Source organism: Streptomyces sp. NPDC093111, assembly GCF_040683955.1.
Classification (GTDB): domain Bacteria; phylum Actinomycetota; class Actinomycetes; order Streptomycetales; family Streptomycetaceae; genus Streptomyces.
Map to the genome: position 1 here is coordinate 33,550 of NZ_JBFBNW010000024.1, position 25,709 is coordinate 59,258.

Below are 25,709 nucleotides of genomic sequence, written 5' to 3' on the forward strand. Positions count from 1 at the left end.
CGCATGCCCGCCCTGGACCCCCGGCCCGGACCGACCACACGAAGACCATCCCTCCCGGTGACCACCCCAGCGGTCTCGGCCACCACCCCGATCGCGGCCCGCCCGGTCACCGGCTTGGCCGTCGTCCTCGTCGTCCTCGTCGCCGTCCTGGCCGCAGCCTTCGGCCTGTCCGTCACCTCGTCCCCCGCGCACGCCGACAGCACCGCGCACGCCGACAGCACCGCGCACGCCGACGCCGGGGGCGGACCGAGCGCGGCCCACAGGACCGCCAGGCCCGACGCGGCCGCCCCCCGTGACATCCGCCAGGCTCCCCCCGGCACCGTCCTCGCCTGGGGCGCCAACGGCACCGGTGAGCTGGGCGACGGTACGACGGTCCGCGCAAGCGCCGTCCCCGGGCGGGTCTGCGCGGCGGCGCCGTGTACCGCGCCGCTCGACGAGGTGGTGAAGGTCGCGGCAGCTGACGGGCACACGGTGGCGCTGCTGGCCGACGGTTCCGTGGTCGGCTGGGGCGACAACGGCTTCGGGCAGCTCGGTGACGGGACGCGTACGGACCGGGTGACGCCGGTGCGGGTGTGCGCGGTCGGGGAGAGCGCGCCGTGCGGGGCGTTCCTGACGGGGGCGGTGTCCGTGGCGGCGGGGGACCTGCACAGCTCGGCCGTGCTCGCCGACGGCACGGTCGTGACCTGGGGCAGCAACTCCGGGGGCCGGCTCGGCGACGGTACGGGGACGGACCGGCTCACGCCGGTCCGGGTGTGCGAGCGGTACACGACGGCGCCGTGCACGTCGTTCCTCGGCAACGTCACCGCCGTGGCGTCCGGTTACCAGCACAGCCTGGCGGTACGGACGGACGGCACCGTCGCCGCCTGGGGTTTCAACGGCGACGGGCAGCTCGGCGACGGCACCACCACGACCCGGACGACACCGGTGCAGGTGTCCGGCCTGGCCGACGTCGTGTCCGTGGCCGCGGGCGAGTTCTTCAGCCTGGCCGCCCGCGCCGACGGGACCGTCCGTAGCTGGGGATTCGGCGACGCGCTGGGCGACGGCACCGGCGCACGGACGAGCAGCCCCGTCCAGGTCTGCGCCGTCGGAGGGACCGCGCCGTGCGCCTCGTTCCTGACGGGGGTCGGGTCGGTGGCCGCCGGTTCGAGACACGCGCTGGCGGCGCGTACGGACGGCTCCGTCGTCTCCTGGGGCGCGAACGGCGACGGGCAGCTCGGCGACGGCACCACCACGAACAGGAAGGCCCCCGTGCAGGTCTGCGCGCCCGGCGGCTGCACCACGCATCTGAGCGGGGTGACCGCCGTGGCGGCGGGCGGCACCGGGTTCCACAGTGTGGCGCTGCGCTCCGACGGCACCGTCCGGACCTGGGGCTACGGCGCCGCCGGCCAGCTGGGCGACGGCACGGCGGGCGGGAACGCCCTGACGCCCGTCCGGGTCTGCGCCTTCGGCCAGAAGGCGCCTTGCGCGCGGCTCCTCGAAGGCGTGACCTCGATCGCCGCGGGTGACCACCACACGGTCGCGGTCTCCCGGCCGAGCGCCGACCTGGCCGCGTCGGTCAGCGCGAGCCCCGAACCGGTGACGAACGGGGCGACCCTCACGTACACCGTCCGCGTCCACAACCACGGCCCGACCGCGGCGGAGGACGTCGTCGTCACCGACCACCTCCCGGCGAGCGGCCGGTTCGTCGCCGCCACCCCGTCCACGGGTGGCTGCGACAAGCCGCCGCCGGGTGCCACGGACACGGTGACGTGCTCCTTCGGCACGCTCCCCCGGGGCGGCGACGTCACCGTCACCATCGCGGTGAAGGCGCTGCTGACGTCTCTGCCGCAGATCACGAACACCGCCGAGGTCACCGGCAGCACGCCCGACCCGAGACCGGGCAACAACACCGTCACCATCGACACACGGCTGAACTGACCGGCCCCGCGCGGGTGATCACGCGGCGTGGCTGCGTGAACGGGCCCGGCGCGGTTGTCGAGGATGCGTCCATGCGCCTTTCCTCCTCGTTGCCGCGCCGTGCCCTGCTGCCCTTCGTGGCGGCCGTCGCGCTCCTGACCACCGCCGGGTCCACCACCGCGACCGCGGCGGACGCCTGCGGCTCGATCATCACCGCCCCGCTCGCCCCGCCGGTGGCGGCCGACGACCCCTGTCCCAGCACCGACCCGGTGGTGTGCCGCATCCGCGTCCTGCCGATGGACCAGAAGGTCGAGGCCCAGCGGACCCGCATCCGCTACCACGAGCTCCTGGAGGACATGCACCGCACCGAGGCCGACATGCGGGAGGCGGGCGCCTCCGAGGAGGAGATCGCCCGCGAACTGGTCGACATGCGCAACCAGGCGAAGGAGATCACCCGCGCGGGCATGACCCCCGAGGAGGTCCGCGTCCTGGAGGAGCGCAACCAGGCCAAGTACGGCAACCCCCTCGGCCCCACGGCCGACCAGCTCTACGCGAAGTACGGCTCCTGGGAGAAGGTCACCGACGCCTCCATGCGCACCAGCTACGCCGTCGACCGCGAACTCAGCCTGGAGTACCGCCCCTGCCCGGTGTAGCGCGGGAACCCAGGGACGGGCCGGACTCCTCCCCCCCGGGGTCAGGAGGGGTACGTGATCGAGCCCAGCGGCGGGCAGGCGCCGAGGGTGGTCCCGGCGCCGGGCCGTTCGACGAAGGCGCGGGCCTCGGCGGCCTGCCGGCGCCGGGTCTCCAGCTCGTCGGCGTGCCGGGCGTCGTACAGGGCGCGCGGGTGGTCCCAGGAGCCGTCGATGAGGTCGAGGCTGGTGTTGCCGGCGCTGCGCTGGAACTCCGCCTTCAGGGCGGCCTGTCGGAGCGCGCTCTGGGTCGCGGCGAGGTCGACGCGGGTGATGAGGACGCCGACGGTGTGCGGTTCGCGGGTGGGCATGGGGGCCTGCGGCAGCGAGGACACCCCGGTGTCGAGGCGCCCGATGTTGTCGACGGTGGCGTCCTGGGCGTCCCGTACCGCGGTCCACATCTCCCGGTGCAGCCAGAAGAACTCGTCGAGGTCGCCCTGGGTGACGCGCATCCGCCGGTACAGGGCCTGGAAGCGGGGATCCCGGTGCAGCGGGCGCACCGGTCCCGCGTGCAGCGCCACGCAGTCGTTGTAGCCGGCTTCCACCGCGGCTTCGAGGTGGGAGATCGTCCGGTCCGGCTGCCCCTGCACGAGGGCCGTCCCGCCGAGGCTCACATGGCCCGCGGCGGCGATCCACGCGCCGTCCGGCCCGAGCCCCGCGGCCCGCGCCACGACGTCGTGGACTCCCGCGACCCCCGTGGTGGGCCCTTCCGTCAGCTGCGCCACGAGCAGGTCGTGCAGGCGGGCGATCAGTGAGTGGACGGTGTCGGCCATGGATCTCCTCGGACCTCGACGTACTTCGACGGTGAAGAGCGAAGGGACGGTGCCGCTTCCGCGTCCGTGGAGCTGGACGTGGCGGTCCCGTGGAGATGACGGGCGGACGGGGGCCCCGGTTCCTGCCGGTCCCGGAAAACGTCGAAGGGCCCCACCGCGAACGGTGGGGCCCTTCGACATCGTGCCCGGTGAGGCACTGGCGGAGGATACGAGATTCGAACTCGTGAGGGGTTGCCCCCAACACGCTTTCCAAGCGTGCGCCCTAGGCCACTAGGCGAATCCTCCGGGGAGAACATTACATGACCGGAGGGGGTGCTCGCGCACACGATTCCGGGCGGGGGTCGGTGAAGGTCGCAGGTCGACGGGGGTGGCGGCGGAGGGGCTGGGATCGGGTACTCTGGGCGGAGCCCCTCACGTGGCGCTATCTGACTGAACTCCCCCAGGGCCGGAAGGCAGCAAGGGTAGGTCGGCTCTGGCGGGTGCGTGGGGGGCGCTTGCGTTCCCGGCCCGGTCGTCGTTCCCGGGCCGTCGTGCCCCGGGCCGCTCGTCGCTTCCCGGCCGGTCACTGTTCCCCGGTCGTCGTTCCCGGCCCGGTCGTCGTTCCCGGGTTGTCGGTGGGCGCCTATAACCTCGTATACGTGTCGTCTCTCGCGCTGTACCGCCGCTACCGCCCCGAGTCCTTCGCCGAGGTCATCGGGCAGGAGCATGTCACCGACCCGCTGCAGCAGGCGCTGCGGAACAACCGGGTCAATCACGCGTACCTGTTCAGCGGCCCCCGTGGATGCGGCAAGACGACCAGCGCGCGGATCCTGGCGCGCTGCCTGAACTGCGAGAAGGGCCCGACCCCCACCCCGTGCGGGGAGTGCCAGTCCTGCCTCGACCTCGCGCGCAACGGGCCGGGGTCCATCGACGTCATCGAGATCGACGCGGCGTCGCACGGTGGCGTGGACGACGCCCGTGACCTGCGGGAGAAGGCCTTCTTCGGGCCCGCCTCCAGCCGGTACAAGATCTACATCATCGACGAGGCGCACATGGTCACCTCGGCGGGCTTCAACGCCCTGCTGAAGGTGGTCGAGGAGCCGCCGGAGCACCTCAAGTTCATCTTCGCGACGACCGAGCCCGAGAAGGTCATCGGCACCATCCGGTCGCGCACCCACCACTACCCCTTCCGGCTCGTCCCGCCCGGCACCCTGCGGGAGTACCTGGGCGAGGTCTGCGGCCGCGAGGGCACCCCCGTCGAGGACGGCGTGCTGCCGCTCGTCGTGCGGGCCGGCGCCGGTTCGGTGCGTGACTCGATGTCGGTGATGGACCAGCTCCTCGCGGGCGCCACCGACGCCGGTGTGACGTACGCGATGGCGACCTCCCTGCTCGGCTACACCGACGGGTCCCTGCTCGACTCGGTGGTGGACTCCTTCGCCTCCGGTGACGGCGCCGCCGCCTTCGAGGTCGTCGACCGGGTCATCGAGGGGGGCAACGACCCCCGCCGGTTCGTCGCCGACCTCCTGGAGCGCCTGCGCGACCTGGTGATCCTCGCGGCCGTGCCCGACGCCGCGGAGAAGGGGCTCGTCGACGCCCCGGTGGACGTCATCGAGCGCATGCAGGCGCAGGCGTCCGTCTTCGGCGCCGCCGAGCTGAGCCGGGCCGCCGACCTCGTCAACACCGGTCTGACCGAGATGCGCGGCGCGACCTCGCCGCGGCTCCAGCTGGAGCTGATCTGCGCGCGCGTGCTGCTGCCCGCCGCCTTCGACGACGAGCGGTCGACGCAGGCGCGGCTCGACCGGCTGGAGCGCGGCGCCGCCGCCGCGCCGGCGCCCGTGTTCACGACGCAGTCGCCCGCGCCGCAGATGGGGTACGTGCCGACGGCCGAGGCGCATGTCCCGCCGCCGGTCGCCCCGGTGCCGCAGGCCGCCCCCGCGCAGCCCGCCCCCACTCCCGCGCCGGCCCCCGTCCAGCCCGAGCCCGTCGCGTACCAGCAGGCCCCCGCGCCCCAGCCCGAGGCCGCCGAGGCGCCCCGGCCCGGTGCGTGGCCCGGTGCCGCCAAGCCCGGTGGCGGTGCGCCCGGCGCCTGGCCGGGAGCCGCCGCGGCGGCGTCCGCGCCGCAGGCCCCGGCCGCCGTGCCGCAGGCCGCCGCCCAGCCCGCCGCGCCGGCGGGCGGCGGCGGCATGGCCGCGGGCGCCGCTCAGGTGCGCAACATGTGGCCGCAGATCCTGGAGGCGGTGAAGGGCCGGCGTCGCTTCACCTGGATCCTGCTCTCGCAGAACGCGCAGGTCGCCGGCTTCGACGGCACCACCCTCCAGCTCGGCTTCCTCAACGCGGGCGCCCGGGACAACTTCGCGAGCAGCGGCAGCGAGGACGTGCTGAAGGCCGCCCTCGCCGAGCAGTTCAACGTGAACTGGCGCGTCGAGGCGATCATCGACCCCTCGGGCGGTGCCGCCCCGCCGTCCAACACCGGAGGATTCTCCGGCGGCGGAGCCCCCGCCGGCGGCTTCGGCGGCGGCGGCTTCGGTGGCCGTCCGGCCGCGCCCGCCCCGGCGCAGGCCGCGCCGCCCGCGCCGCAGGCATCGGCTCCGGCCCCCGCCCCCGCGCAGGCCGCGCCGCCCGTGCGGCACGCCCCGGCCCCCGTCCACACGCCGCAGGCGCCGCCGCCCGTGGCGCCCGAGGACGACGTGCCGGAGGAGGACGACCCGGACCTCGTGGACTCCGCGCTCTCGGGCCACGACCTGATCGTGCGCGAGCTCGGCGCGACGGTCCTGGAGGAATACACCAACGAGTAGCGGCGTCTCGCTCGGTGGCCCGCACAAGGGGCACCCGCCGCCGCGGGCTACCCTGGCTGACGTGAAGGTCCTCGTCATCGGCGGCGGCGCCCGCGAACATGCCCTGTGCCGCTCCCTCTCTCTCGATCCCGACGTCACCGCTCTGCACTGCGCGCCCGGCAACGCCGGAATCGCCGAGGTCGCCGAGCTGCACGCCGTCGACCAGCTCGACGGCGACGCCGTCGCCCGCCTGGCCACCGAGCTCGGTGCCGAGCTGGTCGTCGTCGGCCCGGAGGCCCCGCTCGTCGCGGGCGTCGCCGACGCCGTCCGCGCGGCCGGCATTCCCGCCTTCGGCCCGTCCCAGGAGGCGGCGCGGCTGGAGGGCTCCAAGGCGTTCGCCAAGGACGTCATGGCCGGGGCCGGCGTCCCGACCGCCCGCAGCTACGTCTGCACCACCCCCGAGGAGATCGACGAGGCGCTCGACGCCTTCGGCGCTCCGTACGTCGTGAAGGACGACGGCCTCGCCGCCGGCAAGGGCGTCGTCGTCACCGAGGACCTGGCACAGGCCCGGGAGCACGCCCTCGCCTGCGACCGCGTCGTGATCGAGGAGTTCCTGGACGGCCCCGAGGTCTCCCTCTTCGCCATCACCGACGGCACCACCGTCCTCCCGCTCCAGCCCGCGCAGGACTTCAAGCGCGCGCTCGACGGCGACGAGGGCCCGAACACCGGCGGCATGGGCGCCTACTCGCCGCTGCCGTGGGCCGACCCCAAGCTGGTCGACGAGGTCATGGCGAGCGTCCTGCAGCCGACCGTCGACGAGCTGCGCCGCCGCGGCACCCCGTTCTCCGGGCTGCTGTACGCGGGCCTGGCGATCACCGGCCGCGGCGTGCGGGTCATCGAGTTCAACGCGCGCTTCGGCGACCCGGAGACCCAGGTCGTGCTGGCCCGGCTCCGCACCCCGCTCGCGGGCGTCCTCCTGAACTCCGCCAACGGCACCCTCGACGACCAGCCGCCGCTCACCTGGCGCGACGACGCCGCCGTGACCGTGGTCGTGGCCTCGCACAACTACCCGGGCACCCCGCGCACCGGCGACCCGATCGACGGCCTGGACGAGGTCGCCGCCACGGACGCCCCGGAGGCGTACGTGCTGCACGCCGGCACCAAGCGGGACGGCGACGCCGTCGTCAGCGCCGGCGGCCGGGTGCTCTCGGTGACCGCCACCGGTACGGACCTGGCGCAGGCCCGCGAGCGCGCGTACGCGGCAGTCGGCCGCATCCGCCTTGACGGTTCCCAGCACCGTACGGACATCGCCCTCAAGGCCGCCGGCGCCTGAGCGAACCGGAACCGACCGCCACCAGGCGGGACGAAGCAGGATCAAGCAGTGCGAAAGCGCGGCCGTGCAGTGAACAGCACGGCCGCGCTGTCGTCATCACCTTTACCCAAAGCCATTCCATCGAGTGACGGTTCGCCCGTCTGGATGACGCCCGCCGAAGCCCCAACTAGGGTGCGGCGAAGGCGTTCCGGCGGTGTTCCGGCACTTGGCCCACCGGCATTGCGATGTCAGCCGCGGATGCCACAGTGGGGGAGTGAGCAAGACCGCCACGGGTGGTCCCGACGAGGGCAGGAGGGGGTGATGGACGGCGTGTCCGGTACCGGTTCGGTGATCGGCGAGGAGCTCGGCGCGCGGGCCGCGCGGGTCCGCGCCCTGGCCGTGCTCCGCGTCCGCGGCAGGGCCCTGGGGGCCGCGGTGCTCCCCGCGGCCGTCGCCGTCGTCCTCTACGCGGGCGGCGCCACCGAGCACTTCACGGGCCCCGCCTGGGACACCGCCCGCTGGGTGGTCTCCGTCGTCGCGGTGTGCGTCCTCCTCGTCGCGGCCGCCGTCGCCCTGGTCGTCGCGCGGGCCCGCCCCGCCGTGACCCCGACGGTGGAGCTCGCCGAGACCTCCGCCCCCGACCTCTACCGGATGGTCCGCGAGCTCGCCGACCGCCTCGGGGTCCCCGCGCCCTCCGCGATAGCCCTGACGCCGGACTGCGACAGCTGGCTGGAGGACCGCTCGCACCCGGCCCACGGCCGGCACCGCGGCGGCGACGCGCCCGTCCTCGTCATCGGCTCCCCCTTCCTGTGGTGGATGCGCGTCGGAGAGCTCCGCGCGGTCCTCGCCCCCGTCGTCGCCGGTACGGGACCGGCCGCCCACCCCGACATAGCCGCCGCCCGCCGTTTCGTACGGGGCCTGGACGCGGCGGTCGCCGTGCCCCGGCGCCCCGGCCTCGACCCGGTCCGCAAGCTGGGCGCGCTCGGCGTCGGCCGGCTGGCCCGGATCATGCTCGTGGGCTGTCGCACGCACGCCGCCGAGATGGAGCGGGGCGTGGCCGCGGCCGGCTCCGAGCGCGCGCAGGCCGTGGACTACGGGGTACGGATCGTCGCCCAGGAACAGGTCGGCCTCGCCTACGCGGGCTGGGACCGGCTGCTGACCCGGGTCGCGCTGCCCGCCTGGCGGATGGGCCGCTGGCCCGCGCGCCTGGACGCGGGCGTGGTCTCCGCCCTCACCGAGCTCTCCCGCCGCGACCGCCTCGCCGAGGGCTACACCTCCCGGCTCGGCGAGCGCCCCGCCTGCGACCTCCTGGAGGAGCCCGGCGCGGTCGACGCGGCCACCTCGCTGCTCGCCGCCCGCCTTTTCCACGGCGGCCCCGCCGAACCGGGCCCGGACTGGGCGCCGGTCGAGTGGAGCGAGTATCCGGAGGAGGTCGTCGACCGCAAATGGCGCGCCGACGCGGCCCGCCTCCACCAGGTCCTCGACCGCCTGGGCCCGCCCGACGGGCCGCACCCCACGGAGGCCCGCGCGTCCACCGGGACGCCCGACGGCCCCGAGGACGCCCCCGACGACGGCCCCACCCTGTCCCGCGTCATGGCCCGCCTCGCCACCCCCGGACCCCACCCGGGGACCCCGGCCGCAGAAGCGGACATCGCCGCCGGAGACGACGCCGCCACGGGAGACGACGCCGAAATCGAAGCCGCTCGCCTCGACCCGGAGCCGGCCCCCGACGCCGACCTCGATCCCGACTCGGACGCCGACCCGGACTCCGACCTGGACGTCGACCCGGACGTCGACGCCGACCCCGTAGGAAACCCCGCCGCCGACGTGCTCGCCGCCGCGCTCACCGCGCAGGCGGCCCGCGAGGAGGGGCTGCGCCCGGTGGTGCCCGTCGTGGAGGGGCCCGACGGGGGGCTGCCGCTGGTCCCGCTCCAGCCGCCCCGCACCGGGCGGGACCTGCTCGCCGACCACGTGGCGGCCATGGTCTGCTGCGCCGCCGTGGACACGGCGGAGGCGGCCCCGGGGCTGGACTGGCTCGACGGGCCCGCACTGCTCGTCGCCGGAGTGCGCAGCACCGATCTGAACGGCGTGGTCCTCGCCCTGGTGGAGGACGGCGACCCGGAGCCGTTGCGCGCCTGGCTGGCGAGGACGGGCGTACGCCCGGAGAAGCCGGTCCGGCTGGTCTGACCGGGCCCCGCGCGAAGCCTCGACGAAGGCCCGCGCAAGCCACACGAAGGCCCCGCGCGAAGCCGGACCAAGCCCCTCGGAGACCCTTCCCGAAGGCCCCCGCGCGAAGCCGGACCAAGCCCCTCGGGGACGCCTCCCGAAGGCGCTCCGCGCTGCCCTCCCCCGGCCCTCCCGAAGGCGCTCCGCGACGCCCTCCCCCGGCCCTCCCCGGGCCCTCCACGAGACCCCCGATGGAGGCTCGTGCGCAGCTCAGCACACCGGAGTGGCTGGTTCCACTCTCGTCAATTCACGACGAACGGTGACGGACCGCGTGCGTTATGTGATGTGCTGGAGACCGGCACTGACAGAGGCAGTATCCAGAGGCACTGACCGGACGGCCGGGGGAGTCGAGGGAGGGGCGCACGATGGGGGCGGAGCACATCAGGCGGTGGGAGTCGGGCGCGCTCGCCCACGCCGTGTCGGATCCTTTCGGTCAGGGCCCGCTGCCCTGGCTGCGTCATTCCGAGAACTACGTCGACGACAACGGGCAGACGGTGCCCTGGTACGCCGACGAGACGCTGGCCCGTGGCGGTGTCGGCGGGCCGCGGACCGCCGACGACGTGCACGGTCAGATCAAGGGCTTCGTCTCCAGCGGGGCCGTCGCGCCCGGCGAGGCGATCGACTTCCACATCACGGTGGACCCGCCGCAGCAGTTCTCGGTCGACATCTACCGGATCGGGCACTACGGCGGCGACGGAGCCGCGAAGATCACCACCAGTCCGCGGCTCTCCGGGATCGTGCAGCCGGCCCCGCTGACCGCCGACCGGACCGTCTCCTGTCACCACTGGTGGCAGTCCTGGCGGCTGCAGATCCCGTCGTACTGGTCGATCGGCGCGTACGTCGCCGTGCTGACCACCGTCGGCGGCTATCGCTCGCACATCCCGTTCACGGTCCGCGACAGCCACCCGGCGGACCTGCTGCTCGTGCTGCCGGACGTGACCTGGCAGGCGTACAACCTCTATCCGGAGGACGGCCGGACGGGCGCCAGCCTCTACCACGCCTGGGACGAGGAGGGCCGGCTGCTCGGCGAGGAGGAGGCGGCCGTCACGGTCTCCTTCGACCGCCCGTACGCGGGCGCGGGCCTGCCGCTGCACGTGGGCCACGCCTACGACTTCATCCGCTGGGCCGAGCGCTACGGCTACGACCTCGCGTACGCCGAGACCCGCGACCTGCACGCGGGCCGGGTGGACCCGAGCCGCTACCGGGGCCTGGTCTTCCCGGGCCACGACGAGTACTGGTCGGCGCCCATGCGCCGGACCGCCGAGCTCGCCCGCGACCAGGGCACCTCGCTGGTCTTCCTCTCCGCCAACACCATGTACTGGCAGGTGGAGCTGGGCCCGTCGCCGTCCGGCGCCCCGGACCGGCTGCTCACCTGCCGCAAGCGCCGCGGCCCCGGCCGCCCGGCGCTGTGGCGGGAGGTCGACCGGCCGGAGCAGCAGCTGCTCGGCATCCAGTACGCGGGGCGGGTGCCCGAACCGTATCCGCTGGTCGTACGGAACGCGGAGCACTGGCTGTGGGAGGCCACCGGCGCGGGCGAGGGCGACGAGCTGCCGGGCCTGGTCGCGGGGGAGGCGGACCGCTACTTCCCGCGCACCGCGCTCCCCGAGCACCAGGGCCGCATCCTGCTGGCCCACTCGCCCTACCGGGACAGCGAGGGGGCGCTCCGGCACCAGGAGACGAGTCTCTACCGGGCCCCGTCGGGCGCCTGGGTCTTCGCGGCCGGCACCTTCGCCTGGTCGCCGGCCCTCGACCGGCCGGGCCATGTGGACGCCCGGGTCCAGCGGGCCACGGCGAACCTGCTCGACCGGATCTGCAAGAGGGACTGAGCGGGGGGTCACAGGGCCTGGCGGCGGGTTCCGCCCGGATGTGCGAGAGAATCGGACACGCTCCTGGATCAACCTACGCGGAGGAACCGTGTCCGGATTCGTAGAAAAGCCCGAGCCTGTCCAGGTACCGGGCCTGACCCATCTCCACACGGGCAAGGTCCGCGACCTGTACCGGAACGAGGCGGGCGAGCTCGTGATGGTGGCGAGCGACCGCCTGTCCGCGTACGACTGGGTGCTGCCGACCGAGATCCCCGACAAGGGCCGGGTCCTCACCAGGCTGTCCCTGTGGTGGTTCGACCTGCTCGCCGACCTGGTCCCGAACCACGTGCTCTCCACCGAGCTGCCAGCCGGCGCCCCCGCCGACTGGGAGGGCCGCACGCTGATCTGCACCTCGCTGGAGATGGTCCCGGTCGAGTGCGTGGCCCGCGGCTACCTCACCGGTTCCGGCCTCGTCGAGTACGACGCGTCCCGCACGGTCTGCGGTCTCGCGCTGCCCGAGGGCCTGTCCGACGGCTCCGAGCTGCCCGCCCCGATCTTCACCCCGGCGACCAAGGCCGCGGTCGGCGACCACGACGAGAACGTCTCGTACGAGGAGGTCGCCCGGCAGGTCGGCGCCGAGACGGCGGCGCTGCTGCGCCGGACGACGCTCGACGTGTACGGCCGGGCCCGTGACATCGCGCGCGAGCGGGGCGTCATCCTCGCCGACACCAAGTTCGAGTTCGGCTTCGCGGGGGAGCGGCTGGTCCTCGCCGACGAGGTCCTCACCCCGGACTCGTCCCGGTTCTGGCCGGCCGCCGAGTGGCAGCCGGGCCGCACCCAGCCCTCGTACGACAAGCAGTTCGTGCGGGACTGGCTGACCTCGCCGGCCTCCGGCTGGGACCGCAAGAGCGAGCAGCCGCCGCCGGCGCTTCCGCAGGAGGTCGTGGACGCGACCCGCGCCAAGTACATCGAGGCGTACGAGCGCCTGACCGGGACCACCTGGTAAGGAACGCGGGGAACGAGAAAGCCCCCGGTCGATTCGACCGGGGGCTTCTTCATGGAGCGGACGACGAGATTCGAACTCGCGACCCTCACCTTGGCAAGGTGATGCTCTACCAACTGAGCCACGTCCGCATGCGCCGAAGCGCGCTGCTAACTATACCCAATGTTCCGGGTGCCGATGACAGGGTTTTCCGGGGCCGTGGTTGTGGCGGTCGACACAGATCCACAAGGGTGCGGGGGGATGGAAAGGCGGCGCGCACGACGAAGGCCCCGGTTCTGATGAACCGGGGCCTTCGTTCCCTGAGCGGACGACGAGATTCGAACTCGCGACCCTCACCTTGGCAAGGTGATGCTCTACCAACTGAGCCACGTCCGCATTGCCTCCGCTCGGCTTTCACCGGGCGGCGCGAGCACCACTCTACCTGATGCACCGGAGTGCTCGGTAACGCGATGCAGAGCGGGTGACAGGGATTGCACACTGCGCCTTCCCCCTGGAAGGGGGCTGTTCTGCTACTGAACTACACCCGCACGCTGCTTGAGGTCCGGGGCCTTTCGGCCTCGCCCCTCGGCGTGTTCCAGACTCTAGCGGATCATGGGGGGTGGGATGCAAATCCGGGGTCGGACGCGGGGTCAGCTCGCGGCGCGGAAGGCCTCATAGACCCGCTTCGGGATGCGCCCGCGGGCGGGCACGTCCATCTTGTTGGACTGCGCCCAGGCGCGGACCGCGGCCGGGGCGGGGGCGAGCGCGGTGTGCTTGTAGCCGCCCTCGGGCAGCGTGCGCGCGGCGCCGGCGGACCGGGCGCTCAGCTTGCGGCCCGCGGCCAGGTAGGGCGCGAGCGCCTTGCGCAGTTTCTTTGCATTGGCGGGATTCAGGTCGATCTCGTACGTCTTCCCGTCCAGACCGAACGCGACTGTTTCCGCCGCTACTCCGCCGTCGATGTCGTCGGAGAGGGTGACCACCACACGCTGAGCCACGGATATCGGTCCTTTCCTGCGGATCGCCGGCCCTTCTCGACGATCGTGCCGCTCTGACGTGCGGCGATGCCGATGTGGCAGCTCTCCAAGGGGCAATACTGCGCTGGTCTGGTGCTCGTTCGCGCCCGGTCGCGCACGTCGGGTTTTTGCTCTGCATTCCCTTTGTACAGTGACGGGTGGCGCATTGTGAAGCCCACTCAATTGTTTCCGCGTGTCCCGGTCGGCGGGCGATATTCCACTTGAATTCATCGGGGCGCCGTGCTGGGGCCCTTTGTAGGATCCTTCAGACTTCTACCCGCGTAGAATTTGGAGGCAGGTACGCTGAGGGAACCGCCCACGCAACACACCACCGGGAGTGCCAGTGGCACGCGTCGTAGTCGACGTCATGCTCAAGCCGGAGATCCTCGACCCCCAGGGACAGGCGGTGCAACGCGCACTGCCCCGCCTTGGATTCGAGGGCATCGCCGACGTCCGCCAGGGAAAGCGCTTCGAGCTGGAGGTGGAGGGACCGGTCGACGAGGCCGCCCTCGCCCGCATCCATGAGATGGCCGAAACGTTCCTTGCCAACACCGTGATCGAAGACTTCATCGTGAAGGTGGAGTCGTGACCGCACGCATCGGCGTCGTCACGTTCCCCGGAACGCTCGACGACCAGGACGCGCTGCGCGCAGCCCGCCTCGCGGGCGCCGAGCCCGTCTCGCTCTGGCACCGCGACAAGGACCTCAAGCAGGTCGACGCCGTGGTCCTGGCCGGTGGCTTCTCCTACGGCGACTACCTGCGGGCCGGCGCCATCTCCCGGTTCTCGCCGGTGATGGAGTCGATCATCGAGCAGGCGAAGGCGGGCATGCCCGTCCTCGGCATCTGCAACGGCTTCCAGATCCTCACCGAGGCCCACCTGCTGCCGGGCGCCATGCTGCGCAACAACCACCTCCACTTCATCTGCCGCGACCAGAAGCTGCGGGTGGAGAACGCGGAGACTGCCTGGACCTCGGACTACACCGAGGGCCAGGAGATCGAGGTCCCGCTCAAGAACATGGACGGCCGCTACGTCGCCGACGAGCACACGCTCGACGAGCTCGAGGCCGAGGGGCGGGTGGCCTTCCGCTACCTGGACATGAACCCCAACGGCTCGCTGCGCGACATCGCGGGCATCACCAACGCCGCGGGCAACGTGGTCGGCCTCATGCCGCACCCGGAGCACGCCGTGGAGCCGCTCGTCGGCACCGGCAAGACCGACGGCCTCGGATTCTTCACCTCGATCCTCAAGAAGCTGGTCAACGCCTGATGACTCTGGACACGGTCGAGCACGCGACCGAGACGCCCGACGTCGAGCAGCCCTGGAAGGAACTCGGCCTCAAGCAGGACGAGTACGAGCGGATCCGCGAGATCCTCGGCCGCCGTCCCACCGGCGCCGAGCTCGCCATGTACTCCGTCATGTGGTCCGAGCACTGCTCCTACAAGAGCAGCAAGGTCCACCTGAAGCAGTTCGGCGAGAAGGTCCCCGAGAACGACGCCATGCTCGTCGGCATCGGTGAGAACGCCGGCGTCGTCGACGTCGGCCAGGGGTACGCGGTCACCTTCAAGGTCGAGTCGCACAACCACCCCAGCTACATCGAGCCCTACCAGGGCGCGGCCACCGGCGTCGGCGGCATCGTCCGCGACATCCTCGCCATGGGCGCCCGCCCGGTCGCCGTCGTCGACCCGCTGCGCTTCGGCGCCGCGGACCACCCCGACACCCGGCGCGTGCTGCCCGGCGTGGTCGCGGGCATCGGCGGCTACGGCAACTGCCTGGGCCTGCCGAACATCGGCGGCGAGGTCGTCTTCGACTCCTGCTACCAGGGCAACCCGCTGGTCAACGCCGGCTGCATCGGCGTGATGAAGCACGAGGACATCCACCTGGCCAAGGCCTCCGGCCCCGGCAACAAGGTGATTCTCTACGGTGCCCGCACCGGTGGCGACGGCATCGGCGGCGTGTCCGTGCTGGCCTCGGAGACCTTCGACGACAGCAAGCCGACGAAGCGCCCCGCGGTCCAGGTCGGCGACCCGTTCCAGGAGAAGCTGCTCATCGAGTGCACCCTGGAGATCTTCCGGGAGAAGCTCGTCGCGGGCATCCAGGACCTCGGCGGCGCCGGCCTGTCCTGCGCCACCTCCGAGCTGGCCTCGGCCGGTTCCGGCGGCATGCGCGTGGAGCTCGACCGGGTCCACCTGCGCGACGCGACGCTCTCGCCCGAGGAGATCCTCATGAGCGAGTCGCAGGAGCGCATGTGCGCGATCGTCGAGCCCGAGCACGTCGACCGCTTCCTGGAGATCTGCGAGAAGTGGGACGTCATCGCGGTCGTCATCGGTGAGGTGACCGAGGGCGAGCGCCTGGAGATCTTCTGGCACGGCGAGCAGATCGTCGACGTCCCGCCGCGCACCGTCGCGCACGAGGGCCCGGTCTACCACCGGCCCTACGCGCGCCCGGAGTGGCAGGACGCCCTCCAGGCCGACGACGCCGGCAAGCTGCCCCGGCCGCAGGACGGCGCCGCGCTGAAGGACCAGGTCCTGAAGCTGGTGTCCTCCCCGAACCAGGCCTCCAAGTCCTGGATCACGGACCAGTACGACCGGTTCGTGCAGGGCAACACGGTGCTGGCGCAGCCCGAGGACGCGGGCATGGTCCGGATCGACGAGGAGACCAACCTCGGCGTGGCCATGGCGACCGACGGCAACGGCCGGTACGCCAAGCTCGACCCGTACACGGGCGCGCAGCTCGCGCTGGCGGAGGCGTACCGCAACGTCGCCGCCTCCGGTGCGAAGCCCCTCGCCATCTCGGACTGCCTGAACTTCGGTTCGCCCGAGGACCCGGCCGTGATGTGGCAGTTCGCCGAGGCCACCCGTGGTCTCGCGGACGGCTGCCTGCAGCTGGGCACCCCGGTCACCGGCGGCAACGTGTCGCTGTACAACCAGACCGGTGAGGTCGCGATCCACCCGACGCCCGTCGTGGCCGTCCTCGGTGTGATCGACGACGTCAACCGCCGCACCCCGATCGCCTTCGCGGAAGAGGGCCAGCTCCTCTACCTGCTGGGCGACACCAAGGAGGAGTTCGGCGGTTCGGCCTGGTCCGAGGTGATCCACCAGCACCTCGGCGGTCTGCCGCCGGCCGTGGACCTCGACCGGGAGAAGCTGCTCGGCGAGATCCTGATCTCGGCCTCCCGCGACGGCATGATCGACGCGGCCCACGACCTGTCCGACGGCGGTCTGGTCCAGGCGGTCGTCGAGTCCTGCCTGCGCGGCGGCAACGGCGCGCGCCTGGTCGTGCCCGAGGGCCTGGACGCGTTCACCTTCCTCTTCAGCGAGTCGGCCGGCCGTGCGGTCGTCGCCGTCCCGCGCAGCGAGGAGCTCCGCTTCACCGACATGTGCGGTGCGCGGGGCCTGCCGGCCGCCCGGATCGGCGTGGTCGACGGCGACGCGGTCGACGTCCAGGGCGAGTTCAGCCTCTCCCTGGAGGAGCTGCGCACGGCCCACGAGGCGACGATCCCGGCTCTGCTGGCCTGATCTGTCCCGTACCGGTCCCGCACCGGTACGGACAGGAGCCCCCGTCCGACACCGGGCGGGGGCTTCGTCGTGCGCTCGGTCGCCCAGGGAGTACTCGGTCGCCCCAGGAGTACTCAGTCGCCCAGGGAGTAGAAGGCGTCGAGTTCCGCGATGTCCTCGACGCATTCGTCGATGTCCGAGACCTTGCCTCCGATGATCGTGAAGAAGAGGGCGCCGGGCATCTCGATGCCCCGGTCGCCGTGCTCGGCGAACCACTTGTGGCTCGCGATGGCGTGGCCGCGCCCGTCGACGGTGATGGTGCCGAGTTCGATGCGCAGGGTGCCGCCGGTGTACTCGGCCAGCGACCCGTACATGGCGATGACGTTGTCGCGGCCCTTGACGTGGCCGCCGAACCGGGTGGAGCCCGGCGCGTGGTGGGTGCAGTCGCTGGTCATCAGGGAGGACAGCGCCTCCATGTCACCTTTCATGAACGCTTCGTAGCCCTGCCGCACCAGGGCGGCGTCGGGGTGCTCGTGGTGGGTCATGGTCCCGGCGTGCCTTTCGGTGAGGGGATGTCCCCCTCTTCAAGTCTCGGGGCTAGCCTCGGCCCATGCCACCCGCCAAGAAGCGCGCCCGCAGCTACGACTCCGCCAAGACCCGAGCCGCCGTCCTCGCCCAGTTCGGGCACGTACGGGACGCGGTGCTCGCGCTGCCCCCGGAGGCGCTCGACGGGCCGACCCGGCTGGGGTCGTGGACGGTGCGGGAACTGGCCGGGCACCTCGCGTGGATGGTCGACTCGGTGCCCGCGCTGCTCGCCGCGCCCGAGCCGGCGAAGCAGGAACTCGCGCTCCTGGACTGGCCGTCCGTGACCGCCTCGGCCGCCGAGCGGATCGACGAGCGCACCCGGGGCGTCGACACCGCCGACCTGGCCGGTCTGTACGAGCGGACGGCGGAGGCGTACGGGACGGCGGTGGCGGCGGCCCCGGACTCCCGGCTGCTCCCGGTGAGTTTCGGGGCGATGACGCTCGCCGACTTCCTCGTCACCCGGACCGTCGAGCTCGTCGTCCACACCGACGACCTCAGCGCGGCGACCGGGGTCGGCATCCCGTACGACCGGCAGGCGCTCGCCGCCTGCACCCGGCTGCTCGCCGACACCCTCGCGGCGCGGGCGCCGGGCGGTGCGGTGGAGGTGCGCGTCCCGCCGTACGCGGTGGTGCAGTGCGTCGAGGGGCCGCGGCACACCCGGGGCACCCCGCCGAACGTCGTCGAGACGGACCCGCTGACCTGGATCCGGCTGGCGACCGGGCGGGCCCGGTGGGCGGTGGAGCTGGACGCGGCGCGGGTCAGCGCGAGCGGGGAGCGGGCGGATCTGGCGGGGCTGCTGCCGCTGATGGGCTGAGGGGCCGGCCGGTACGGGGCGGCGCCCGGAACCGTAAGGGGAGCCGGCCCGTCCCATCGGCATGAAGAAGCCGCGCGTGTTCGCCGCCCTGGTCCCGCTGCTCTTCCTCGCCGCCTGCGGTACGCAGCAGGGGGCAGGTTCCGGAGCCGGCACCGTCACCCCCGACCTGCCCGTCGAGGGCACCGACTGGACGATCGGCGCGGTCACGGTCGACGGCGCCCGGTCGGCGGCCCCACCCGGGGCGCGGGTGGCGTTCACGGAGAACGGGCGGGCCCGGGGGAACAGCGGCTGCAACACCTTCGGCGCCGACGTCGCCGTGGACGGCGGCACGCTCACCGTCTCCCCGAGCGAGGTCACCGAGATCGGCTGCCCCGCCGACCTGCACCGTTTCGAGACGGCCCTGCTGAAGGCCCTCGACGGGCGGCTCAAGGGCGAGTGGAAGGGGAAGGCGCTCACGCTGACCTCGCCGGACGGGCGCCGGGTCGTGGAGCTGTCCGCCGAGCCCGACGCCCCGTTCCTCGGCACCACCTGGACGGTGGACGGGCTGCTCTCCGGGAAGACCGCCGCGTCGCTGCCGGCCGGCTCCGAGGGCAAGGCGCAGCTGACCTTCGGCAAGGACGGGCGGCTCACCGGCAGTCTCGGCTGCAACCGGGTCACCGCGCCCGCGCGGATCAGCGGCGGGTCGGTCACGCTCGGCGCGATCGCGACCACCCGGATGATCTGCACGGGCCCGCAGATGGACCTGGAGACGAAGCTGTACGAGGCCCTCGACGGGCCCCTCGGCTACCGGGTCGACCACCGCACCCTGACGGTCACCGACGCGGACGGCCAGGGCTTCACGGCGACGGCGACCGAGCCGGCGTCCGCGACCGCGCCCGCGCCCGCGGGCTGAGCCGGGAGCGGCGGCCCGGGGATCAGCCCGGGTACGGCAGCAGTCCCGCGTCCACCCGCTCCCAGGCGGCCCGCAGCTCGGCCAGCCGCTCCCGCTCGAAGGGGGCCCGGTCGGCCTGCTCGCGGGCGTCCTCGGTGAGGTGGAAGAGCTGGTCGCGCCCGCCCTTGCCCCGGTAGTACTTCCACTCGCCGCGGCGCAGCGCCCGCTCCCCGCGGACCCGCCAGAACAGGTCGCGCTCGGCGGGTTCGTGGCCGCGCAGCAGATGCCCGGCGAGGCTGGTGCCGTCCAGCGGGTACGCGGGGTGGGGGCGGGCGCCGCCTATCTCCAGGAGGGTCGCGGTCCAGTCGGGGGAGAACACCGGGAGGTCGCTGACCTGGCCGCCGTCGATGGCGGCGGGCCAGCGCAGGACGGACGGGACGCGGATGCCGCCCTCCTGGAGGGAGCCCTTGTTGCCGGCGAGCGGCCAGTTGTAGGAGAAGCGTTCGCCGCCGTTGTCGCTGCCGAAGAAGACGAGGGTGTCGCGCTCGCGGCCGGCGCGGCGGAGGGCGGCGAGCACCTGGCCGACGGAGCGGTCGAGGTCCTCGACCATCTCCTTGTACTTCTCGACGGAGCCGCCGTCCTGGTGCCAGAGGGCGGAGCGGTCGCCGGCCTTGATCCGCCGGACGATCTCGGCGCTGGTCTCCTCGTCGCCGTCGGCGATCCAGGGCCAGTGCGGGGTGGTGAAGTTGAGGTTCAGGAGGAAGGGCCGGTCGTGGTCGCGGGCGACGTACTCGGAGGCCCGCTCGGTGAGGATCCGGGTGTAGTAGCGCAGGTCCTTGTACGCGGCGTCGCCCTCGTAGAGGTCGTACTCGCCGCCGAGGCCCAGCTTCGAGTAGTACTCCAGGGCGCCGCCGAAGTTGCCGAAGAACTCGTCCCAGCCGGAGCGGGTGGGGGAGTAGTCGGGCAGGTAGCCGCAGTGCCACTTGCCGATGAGCGCGGTGGAGTAGCCGGCCCCGCGCAGGAGCGAGGCGAGCGTGGGGTGGGTGGGGTCGAGGCCGACCGACGTGTCGGCGATGGGCTCGGCCAGTCCGCCCTTGGTGCGGCCGGGGTAGCGGCCCGTGTAGAGGCTGAAGCGGGTCGGGGAGCAGGTCGCGGAGCCGGAGTACGCGTCGGTGAAGCGGACGCCCTGGCGGGCGAGCCGGTCCAGGTGCGGGGTGCGGATGTGCGGGGAGCCGTACGAGGAGAGGTCGGCCCAGCCGAGGTCGTCGCCCAGGATGAACAGGATGTTGGGGCGCTTCGGGTGGCGTCCGGGCGCCGCGCGGAACGGGCGCTCCGCCGCGGACGGGGCCTGCGCGGCCTGGGCGGCGGGGGCCTGGGCGCCGAGTGCGACGGCGGCGGCCGTGCCGACGGCCGCCCCGCCGAGGGCGCGGCGGGACAGGGACGAGGACATACGGGTCTCCAGGGGGAAGCCGCGCGGAGGCGCGCGGAGCGGGACGAAGGGCGCGTGCGGGCGCGCGGGAGCGAGCGCGGGGTGCGCCGGTCCCGGAAGGGAGGGAGGAGAGGAGAAAGAGGGGGGTGAGGAGCGAAGAGAGGGGGAGCCGAGGGGCTCAGGCGCAGCGACAGATCGCGCTCGCGACACGGACCAGGTCCACGTGCCGGCGCTCCACGAGCGTGACCGAGCGGTCACGGGAAGGCTGCATGATCGCCGAGCCTGGCGGAGGGCGGGCGGGGTGTCAACGCCTGTCCCGCACCGTGGACTCCGGGGGCGGTGGGGGGCCTCGGGAGGTCTCGGGCTGCGTCCTGCGTCACATCCCGACCGTTCGGCCCGTGCCGTACGAGCGTCCGCTTCGGGGGCTCGTGTCATCGGCTGTCGGGTGGGAGCCCTTGCGCCCCTTGCTTTGTGGGCTCCGACAAGGATCGAAGGATCAGTTCGTGGGATCGTACGAGCAGCTCAGGGGCCCTACCACGACCCGTTCGCCAATTCGGACCAGTGGTCGATCTCGCCTACACTCGGAGCCGTGCCACGTGGTGACGGTCGACTCAATCACGATCTGCTCCCCGGCGAGAAAGGCCCCCAGGACGCTTGTGGCGTCTTCGGTGTCTGGGCTCCGGGTGAAGAGGTCGCAAAGCTCACGTACTTCGGGCTCTACGCCCTCCAGCATCGGGGTCAGGAATCCGCGGGAATCGCGGTAAGCAACGGCTCCCAGATCCTCGTCTTCAAGGACATGGGCCTCGTGTCCCAGGTCTTCGACGAGACCTCTCTCGGTTCCCTCCAAGGTCATATCGCGGTCGGTCACGCCCGCTACTCGACCACGGGTGCCTCCGTGTGGGAGAACGCGCAGCCGACGTTCCGGGCGACCGCCCACGGCTCGATCGCGCTCGGCCACAACGGCAACCTGGTGAACACGGCTCAGCTGGCCGAGATGGTCGCCGAACTCCCCAAGCGGGAGGGCCGGTCCACTCAGGTCGCCGCGACGAACGACACCGACCTGGTGACGGCGCTGCTCGCGGGCCAGGCGGACGAGGACGGCAAGCCGCTCACCATCGAGCAGGCGGCCGCGAAGGTCCTCCCCGACGTCCGGGGCGCCTTCTCCCTCGTCTTCATGGACGAGCACACGCTCTACGCGGCCCGCGACCCGCAGGGCATCCGCCCGCTGGTCCTCGGCCGGCTGGAGCGCGGCTGGGTCGTCGCCTCGGAGTCCGCCGCCCTCGACATCTGCGGCGCGACCTTCGTCCGCGAGGTCGAGCCGGGCGAGCTCGTGGCCATCGACGAGAACGGCATCCGCACCTCGCGCTTCGCGGAAGCGAAGCCCAAGGGCTGTGTCTTCGAGTACGTGTACCTGGCCCGTCCCGACACGGACATCGCCGGTCGCAACGTGTACCTCTCCCGCGTGGAGATGGGCCGGAAACTGGCCAAGGAAGCGCCCGCCGAGGCCGACCTGGTGATAGCGACGCCGGAGTCCGGCACCCCGGCCGCCATCGGCTACGCGGAGGCCTCGGGCATCCCGTTCGGTGCCGGCCTGGTCAAGAACGCCTACGTGGGCCGGACCTTCATCCAGCCCTCGCAGACCATCCGCCAGCTGGGCATCCGGCTGAAGCTGAACCCCCTCAAGGAAGTCATCAAGGGGAAGAAGCTGGTGGTCGTGGACGACTCGATCGTCCGCGGCAACACCCAGCGCGCCCTGGTGCGCATGCTCCGCGAGGCCGGTGCCGCCGAGGTCCACATCCGGATCTCCTCGCCGCCGGTGAAGTGGCCCTGCTTCTTCGGTATCGACTTCGCCACCCGCGCGGAGCTGATCGCCAACGGCATGACGGTCGACGAGATCGGCAAGTCGCTCGGCGCGGACTCGCTCTCGTACATTTCGCTCGACGGGATGATCGAGGCGACCACCATCCAGAAGCCCAACCTGTGCCGCGCCTGCTTCGACGGCGAGTACCCGATGGAGCTGCCGGACCCCGAGCTGCTCGGCAAGCAGCTCCTGGAGACCGAGCTGGCCGCAGGCCCCGCAGCCACCGCGGCCGCGGACGCCCTGCGCCGCCCGTAAGATCCCGCTGCGCCCGCGCAGTACGACACGAAAGTTCTGAAGCCATGTCTCAGGCCACCGGTGCCAGCTACGCGAGCGCGGGCGTCGACATCGAAGCGGGCGACCGCGCCGTCGAGCTCATGAAGGAGTGGGTGAAGAAGACCCAGCGCCCCGAGGTCCTCGGCGGCCTCGGCGGTTTCGCCGGCCTCTTCGACGCCTCCGCCCTCAAGCGGTACGAGCGCCCGCTGCTCGCCTCGGCGACCGACGGCGTCGGCACGAAGGTCGACATCGCCCGCCAGATGGGCGTGTACGACACGATCGGCCACGACCTGGTCGCCATGGTCATGGACGACATCGTCGTCTGCGGCGCCGAGCCGCTCTTCATGACCGACTACATCTGCGTCGGCAAGGTGCACCCCGAGCGGGTCGCGGCCATCGTCAAGGGCATCGCCGAGGGCTGCGTCCTGGCCGGCTGCGCCCTGGTCGGCGGCGAGACGGCGGAGCACCCGGGCCTCCTCGGCCCGGACGACTTCGACGTCGCGGGCGCCGGCACGGGTGTCGTGGAGTACGACCGGCTGCTCGGCGCGGATCGCATCCGTACGGGTGACGCGGTCATCGCCATGGCGTCCTCCGGTCTTCACTCCAACGGGTACTCGCTCGTCCGCCACGTGGTCTTCGACCGCGCCGGCATGACCCTGGACCAGCAGGTCGAGGAGTTCGGCCGGACCCTCGGCGAGGAGCTCCTGGAGCCCACCAAGATCTACTCGCTGGACTGCCTGGCGCTGACCCGGACCACCGACGTCCACGCCTTCAGCCACATCACGGGCGGCGGCCTGGCCGCCAACCTGGCGCGGGTGATCCCGGACGGCCTGCACGCCACCGTGGACCGTTCGACCTGGGCCCCGGGCGCGGTCTTCGACCTGGTCGGCAAGGCCGGACAGGTCGAGCGCCTGGAGCTGGAGAAGACCCTGAACATGGGCGTCGGCATGATGGCCGTGGTCCCCGCCGACTCGGTGGACGCGGCGCTCACCACGCTGGCCGACCGGGGCGTCGAGTCCTGGGTGGCCGGCGAGATCACCGAGCGCGGCGACAAGGCGAGCGGCGCGGAGCTGGTCGGCGACTACGCGAAGTAGCCGCCCCGGACACGTACACGGAAGGGCACCCCTTGACCTCAAGGGGTGCCCTTCCGCGTACGTACGGCAGGAACGGGCGCCCTGGGCGCTACCGTCCTGGAGCAGCGCAGAAACCCGGTCCGGGTACCCCGGACCGGGCTGCGATGTTCAGAAGGTCAAGCGCGACGCTGAGTGGACGCCGGACCGGACTCGTCGTCCTCGTCCTCGTCGTCCGTGTTGTAGAGATCCGCGTACTGCGCGTACGGGTCGTCTTCCTCGTCGTCGTCGTCGTCCTCGAACGGCTCGCCATTCGGCGGCTGATTCGAGGTCGATGCGCCCAGCTCATTGGCCAGACGCGACAGGTCAGTCCCGCCGCTGCTGTACTTCAGCTGGCGGGCGACCTTCGTCTGCTTGGCCTTTGCCCGGCCGCGCCCCATGGCTCGACCCCCTCGGTGACGGGGCTCGACGGCCCCAGAGTCTTGACACGCGTTCATGATCCGGAACGGACTCTCGAATGAGAGACCGGTCCGTAGGGCTTCAACGGTACCTGTTTCCGTCGGTCTACGGTACGCCGCGCGCATCACATACCTCGGTACAGAACCTTCGAGGCGCCCTGTCCTCGCTGGTCAATCGCGATTTTAACCCCTTCTTGAGGGGCGACCCGCCGATCGGCGTGAGCGAAGTCTCCCGATATCCGCCCGGGAAGGCTCTCCGCGGGCGGGCCGCCCCCGTCGAGGGTCAGTCGCGGCGGGCCTCGGCCATCCTCTGCTCGGCGATCCGGTCGGCCGCGGCGGCCGGCGGAATTCCGTCAGACTTTGCGCGAGCGAAGATTTCCAGGGTGGTGTCGAAGATCTTCGTCGCCTTGGCCTTGCAGCGGTCGAAGTCGAAGCCCCGCAGCTCGTCGGCCACCTGGATCACGCCACCGGCGTTGATCACGTAGTCGGGCGCGTAGAGGATGCCGCGCTCCGAGAGGTCCTTCTCGACGCCGGGGTGCGCCAGCTGGTTGTTGGCGGCACCGCAGACGATCTTCGCGGTGAGGACCGGCACGGTGGCGTCGTTCAGCGCCCCGCCGAGGGCGCAGGGGGCGTAGACGTCCAGGCCCTCGGTGCGGATCAGCGCGTCGGTGTCGGCGGCCACGGAGACCTGCGGGAACTTCTCGGTGATCCGGCGCACCGACTCCTCGCGGACATCGGTGATCACGACCTCGGCGCCGTCGGAGATCAGGTGCTCGACCAGGTAGTGGCCGACCTTGCCGACGCCCGCCACGCCGACCTTGCGGCCGCGGAGGGTGGGGTCGCCCCAGAGGAACTGCGCGGAGGCGCGCATGCCCTGGAAGACGCCGAAGGCGGTGAGGACGGAGGAGTCGCCGGCGCCGCCGTTCTCGGGGGAGCGGCCGGTGGTCCACGGGTTGGCGCGGGCCACGACGTCCATGTCGGCGACGTAGGTGCCGACGTCGCAGGCCGTCACGTAGCGGCCGCCGAGGGAGGCCACGAAGCGCCCGTAGGCGAGCAGCAGGTCCTCGGTCTTGATCGTCTCGGGGTCGCCGATGATCACGGCCTTGCCGCCGCCGTGGTCGAGTCCGGCCATGGCGTTCTTGTACGACATGCCGCGGGAGAGGTTCAGCGCGTCGGCGACGGCCTCCGCCTCGGTGGCGTACGGGTAGAAGCGGGTGCCGCCGAGGGCGGGGCCCAGGGCGGTGTTGTGGAGGGCGATGACGGCCTTGAGGCCGGTGGCGCGGTCCTGGCACAGCACGACGTGTTCGTGGCCGCCCTGCTCCGAGTGGAACAGGGTGTGCAGTACATCAGGAACGCCGGTCACATCGGTCACGGTGGTGACTCCCAAGTTGATGCGGCGGAAGGT

At 72.5% G+C, this 25,709-nt stretch carries 21 protein-coding genes, 4 tRNA genes and 1 other RNA gene; 15 read left to right on the forward strand and 11 right to left on the reverse strand.

What is annotated here, in order from left to right:
• Positions 1-57 precede the first annotated feature (57 nt).
• Positions 58-1,917: a hypothetical protein gene (locus AB0Q96_RS32970; protein ID WP_365331966.1), complete on the forward strand. Its 1,860-nt coding sequence runs from the start codon at positions 58-60 to the stop codon at positions 1,915-1,917.
• A 71-nt stretch (positions 1,918-1,988) separates the two neighbouring features.
• A complete protein-coding gene (locus AB0Q96_RS32975) occupies positions 1,989-2,549 on the forward strand; it encodes a hypothetical protein (protein ID WP_365331968.1) in 561 nt (186 codons plus the stop codon).
• A 41-nt stretch (positions 2,550-2,590) separates the two neighbouring features.
• On the opposite strand, the gene AB0Q96_RS32980 is transcribed toward AB0Q96_RS32975, so the two are convergent.
• Entirely contained in the window at positions 2,591-3,358 is a 768-nt protein-coding gene (locus AB0Q96_RS32980) for a hypothetical protein (protein ID WP_365331970.1), read from the reverse strand.
• A 197-nt stretch (positions 3,359-3,555) separates the two neighbouring features.
• Positions 3,556-3,643, reverse strand: a tRNA-Ser gene (locus AB0Q96_RS32985).
• Between the two features lie 117 nt (positions 3,644-3,760).
• Between AB0Q96_RS32985 and ffs the strand changes: the two genes are divergently transcribed.
• The 6 genes from ffs to AB0Q96_RS33015 all read left to right on the forward strand — a co-directional run bounded on the left by ffs (position 3,761) and on the right by AB0Q96_RS33015 (position 12,460).
• An RNA gene (ffs, locus tag AB0Q96_RS32990) (signal recognition particle sRNA small type) lies at positions 3,761-3,859 on the forward strand.
• Positions 3,860-3,996: 137 nt separating this feature from the next.
• Entirely contained in the window at positions 3,997-6,132 is a 2,136-nt protein-coding gene (locus AB0Q96_RS32995; protein ID WP_365331972.1) for a DNA polymerase III subunit gamma and tau, read from the forward strand.
• Between the two features lie 61 nt (positions 6,133-6,193).
• Positions 6,194-7,444, forward strand: coding sequence for a phosphoribosylamine--glycine ligase (gene purD, locus AB0Q96_RS33000; RefSeq protein WP_365331974.1), 1,251 nt, complete (start codon positions 6,194-6,196; stop codon positions 7,442-7,444).
• A 300-nt stretch (positions 7,445-7,744) separates the two neighbouring features.
• On the forward strand, positions 7,745-9,610 hold the full coding sequence (locus AB0Q96_RS33005) for a hypothetical protein (protein WP_365331976.1): 1,866 nt from the start codon (positions 7,745-7,747) through the stop codon (positions 9,608-9,610).
• 404 nt (positions 9,611-10,014) lie between these two features.
• Positions 10,015-11,475 (forward strand): N,N-dimethylformamidase beta subunit family domain-containing protein, encoded by a 1,461-nt coding sequence (locus AB0Q96_RS33010; RefSeq protein WP_365331978.1) that lies wholly within the window; start codon positions 10,015-10,017, stop codon positions 11,473-11,475.
• 88 nt (positions 11,476-11,563) lie between these two features.
• The gene (locus tag AB0Q96_RS33015; protein WP_365331980.1) at positions 11,564-12,460 is read left to right on the forward strand and encodes a phosphoribosylaminoimidazolesuccinocarboxamide synthase; all 897 of its coding nucleotides are present in this window, start codon (positions 11,564-11,566) and stop codon (positions 12,458-12,460) included.
• 52 nt (positions 12,461-12,512) lie between these two features.
• Here AB0Q96_RS33015 and AB0Q96_RS33020 read toward each other — a convergent pair.
• From AB0Q96_RS33020 to AB0Q96_RS33035, 4 genes are all read right to left on the reverse strand, one after another.
• Positions 12,513-12,588: transfer RNA gene (locus AB0Q96_RS33020), tRNA-Gly, on the reverse strand.
• A gap of 171 nt (positions 12,589-12,759) precedes the next feature.
• Positions 12,760-12,832 (reverse strand) — tRNA-Gly (locus AB0Q96_RS33025).
• A gap of 80 nt (positions 12,833-12,912) precedes the next feature.
• A tRNA-Gly gene (locus tag AB0Q96_RS33030) sits at positions 12,913-12,984 on the reverse strand.
• 102 nt (positions 12,985-13,086) lie between these two features.
• Positions 13,087-13,431, reverse strand: a complete 345-nt coding sequence (locus tag AB0Q96_RS33035; RefSeq protein WP_365331982.1) for an Lsr2 family protein — start codon at positions 13,429-13,431, stop codon at positions 13,087-13,089.
• A 361-nt stretch (positions 13,432-13,792) separates the two neighbouring features.
• On the opposite strand from AB0Q96_RS33035, the gene purS reads away from it, so the two are divergent.
• From purS to purL, 3 genes are read left to right on the forward strand one after another with little or no spacing between them, the layout of a single operon-like run.
• Positions 13,793-14,038: a phosphoribosylformylglycinamidine synthase subunit PurS gene (gene purS, locus AB0Q96_RS33040; RefSeq protein ID WP_362467710.1), complete on the forward strand. Its 246-nt coding sequence runs from the start codon at positions 13,793-13,795 to the stop codon at positions 14,036-14,038.
• Positions 14,035-14,715 carry a phosphoribosylformylglycinamidine synthase subunit PurQ gene (gene purQ / locus AB0Q96_RS33045; protein ID WP_365331985.1) on the forward strand — a complete coding sequence of 227 codons (681 nt, stop codon included), beginning with the start codon at positions 14,035-14,037 and terminating at the stop codon, positions 14,713-14,715. The genes purS and purQ overlap by 4 nt, the downstream gene beginning before the upstream one ends.
• On the forward strand, positions 14,715-16,964 hold the full coding sequence (gene purL, locus AB0Q96_RS33050; RefSeq protein ID WP_365331987.1) for a phosphoribosylformylglycinamidine synthase subunit PurL: 2,250 nt from the start codon (positions 14,715-14,717) through the stop codon (positions 16,962-16,964). The genes purQ and purL overlap by 1 nt, the downstream gene beginning before the upstream one ends.
• Before the next feature lie 113 nt (positions 16,965-17,077).
• Here the strand turns inward: purL and AB0Q96_RS33055 are convergent, their stop codons facing one another.
• Complete coding sequence (locus AB0Q96_RS33055) at positions 17,078-17,488, reverse strand: nuclear transport factor 2 family protein (RefSeq protein WP_365331989.1); 411 nt, start codon at positions 17,486-17,488, stop codon at positions 17,078-17,080.
• Between the two features lie 65 nt (positions 17,489-17,553).
• Here AB0Q96_RS33055 and AB0Q96_RS33060 point away from each other — a divergent pair, with 65 nt between their 5' ends.
• Both AB0Q96_RS33060 and AB0Q96_RS33065 read left to right on the forward strand, forming a co-directional pair.
• Positions 17,554-18,342 (forward strand): sterol carrier family protein, encoded by a 789-nt coding sequence (locus tag AB0Q96_RS33060; RefSeq protein ID WP_365331991.1) that lies wholly within the window; start codon positions 17,554-17,556, stop codon positions 18,340-18,342.
• 61 nt (positions 18,343-18,403) lie between these two features.
• Complete coding sequence (locus AB0Q96_RS33065) at positions 18,404-19,234, forward strand: META domain-containing protein (RefSeq protein WP_365331993.1); 831 nt, start codon at positions 18,404-18,406, stop codon at positions 19,232-19,234.
• 22 nt (positions 19,235-19,256) lie between these two features.
• Here AB0Q96_RS33065 and AB0Q96_RS33070 read toward each other — a convergent pair whose 3' ends face one another.
• Both AB0Q96_RS33070 and AB0Q96_RS33075 read right to left on the reverse strand, forming a co-directional pair.
• Positions 19,257-20,663: a sulfatase-like hydrolase/transferase gene (locus tag AB0Q96_RS33070; protein WP_365331995.1), complete on the reverse strand. Its 1,407-nt coding sequence runs from the start codon at positions 20,661-20,663 to the stop codon at positions 19,257-19,259.
• Between the two features lie 157 nt (positions 20,664-20,820).
• The gene (locus AB0Q96_RS33075; protein WP_365331997.1) at positions 20,821-20,913 is read right to left on the reverse strand and encodes a putative leader peptide; all 93 of its coding nucleotides are present in this window, start codon (positions 20,911-20,913) and stop codon (positions 20,821-20,823) included.
• A gap of 318 nt (positions 20,914-21,231) precedes the next feature.
• Between AB0Q96_RS33075 and purF the strand changes: the two genes are divergently transcribed.
• Together purF and purM are read left to right on the forward strand one after the other, a co-directional pair.
• Complete coding sequence (gene purF / locus AB0Q96_RS33080; RefSeq protein WP_365331999.1) at positions 21,232-22,758, forward strand: amidophosphoribosyltransferase; 1,527 nt, start codon at positions 21,232-21,234, stop codon at positions 22,756-22,758.
• A gap of 44 nt (positions 22,759-22,802) precedes the next feature.
• A complete protein-coding gene (gene purM, locus AB0Q96_RS33085) occupies positions 22,803-23,870 on the forward strand; it encodes a phosphoribosylformylglycinamidine cyclo-ligase (protein ID WP_329422501.1) in 1,068 nt (355 codons plus the stop codon).
• Positions 23,871-24,025: 155 nt separating this feature from the next.
• Here purM and AB0Q96_RS33090 read toward each other — a convergent pair whose 3' ends face one another.
• Positions 24,026-24,286 (reverse strand): DUF3073 domain-containing protein, encoded by a 261-nt coding sequence (locus AB0Q96_RS33090; protein ID WP_365332001.1) that lies wholly within the window; start codon positions 24,284-24,286, stop codon positions 24,026-24,028.
• 301 nt (positions 24,287-24,587) lie between these two features.
• Complete coding sequence (locus AB0Q96_RS33095; protein WP_365332003.1) at positions 24,588-25,676, reverse strand: Glu/Leu/Phe/Val dehydrogenase dimerization domain-containing protein; 1,089 nt, start codon at positions 25,674-25,676, stop codon at positions 24,588-24,590.
• Positions 25,677-25,709: the final 33 nt, after the last annotated feature.

What these genes read in the sequence shown, in the direction of transcription:
- AB0Q96_RS32975 (WP_365331968.1), top strand. Translation starts at nt 1,989, where the DNA reads ATGCGCCTTTCCTCCTCGTTGCCGCGCCGTGCCCTGCTGCCCTTCGTG.
- AB0Q96_RS32980 (WP_365331970.1), bottom strand. Translation starts at nt 3,358, where the DNA reads ATGGCCGACACCGTCCACTCACTGATCGCCCGCCTGCACGACCTGCTC.
- AB0Q96_RS33005 (WP_365331976.1), top strand. Translation starts at nt 7,745, where the DNA reads ATGGACGGCGTGTCCGGTACCGGTTCGGTGATCGGCGAGGAGCTCGGC.
- AB0Q96_RS33010 (WP_365331978.1), top strand. Translation starts at nt 10,015, where the DNA reads ATGGGGGCGGAGCACATCAGGCGGTGGGAGTCGGGCGCGCTCGCCCAC.
- purL (WP_365331987.1), top strand. Translation starts at nt 14,715, where the DNA reads ATGACTCTGGACACGGTCGAGCACGCGACCGAGACGCCCGACGTCGAG.
- AB0Q96_RS33055 (WP_365331989.1), bottom strand. Translation starts at nt 17,488, where the DNA reads ATGACCCACCACGAGCACCCCGACGCCGCCCTGGTGCGGCAGGGCTAC.
- AB0Q96_RS33060 (WP_365331991.1), top strand. Translation starts at nt 17,554, where the DNA reads ATGCCACCCGCCAAGAAGCGCGCCCGCAGCTACGACTCCGCCAAGACC.
- AB0Q96_RS33065 (WP_365331993.1), top strand. Translation starts at nt 18,404, where the DNA reads ATGAAGAAGCCGCGCGTGTTCGCCGCCCTGGTCCCGCTGCTCTTCCTC.
- AB0Q96_RS33070 (WP_365331995.1), bottom strand. Translation starts at nt 20,663, where the DNA reads ATGTCCTCGTCCCTGTCCCGCCGCGCCCTCGGCGGGGCGGCCGTCGGC.
- AB0Q96_RS33075 (WP_365331997.1), bottom strand. Translation starts at nt 20,913, where the DNA reads ATGCAGCCTTCCCGTGACCGCTCGGTCACGCTCGTGGAGCGCCGGCAC.
- purM (WP_329422501.1), top strand. Translation starts at nt 22,803, where the DNA reads ATGTCTCAGGCCACCGGTGCCAGCTACGCGAGCGCGGGCGTCGACATC.
- AB0Q96_RS33090 (WP_365332001.1), bottom strand. Translation starts at nt 24,286, where the DNA reads ATGGGGCGCGGCCGGGCAAAGGCCAAGCAGACGAAGGTCGCCCGCCAG.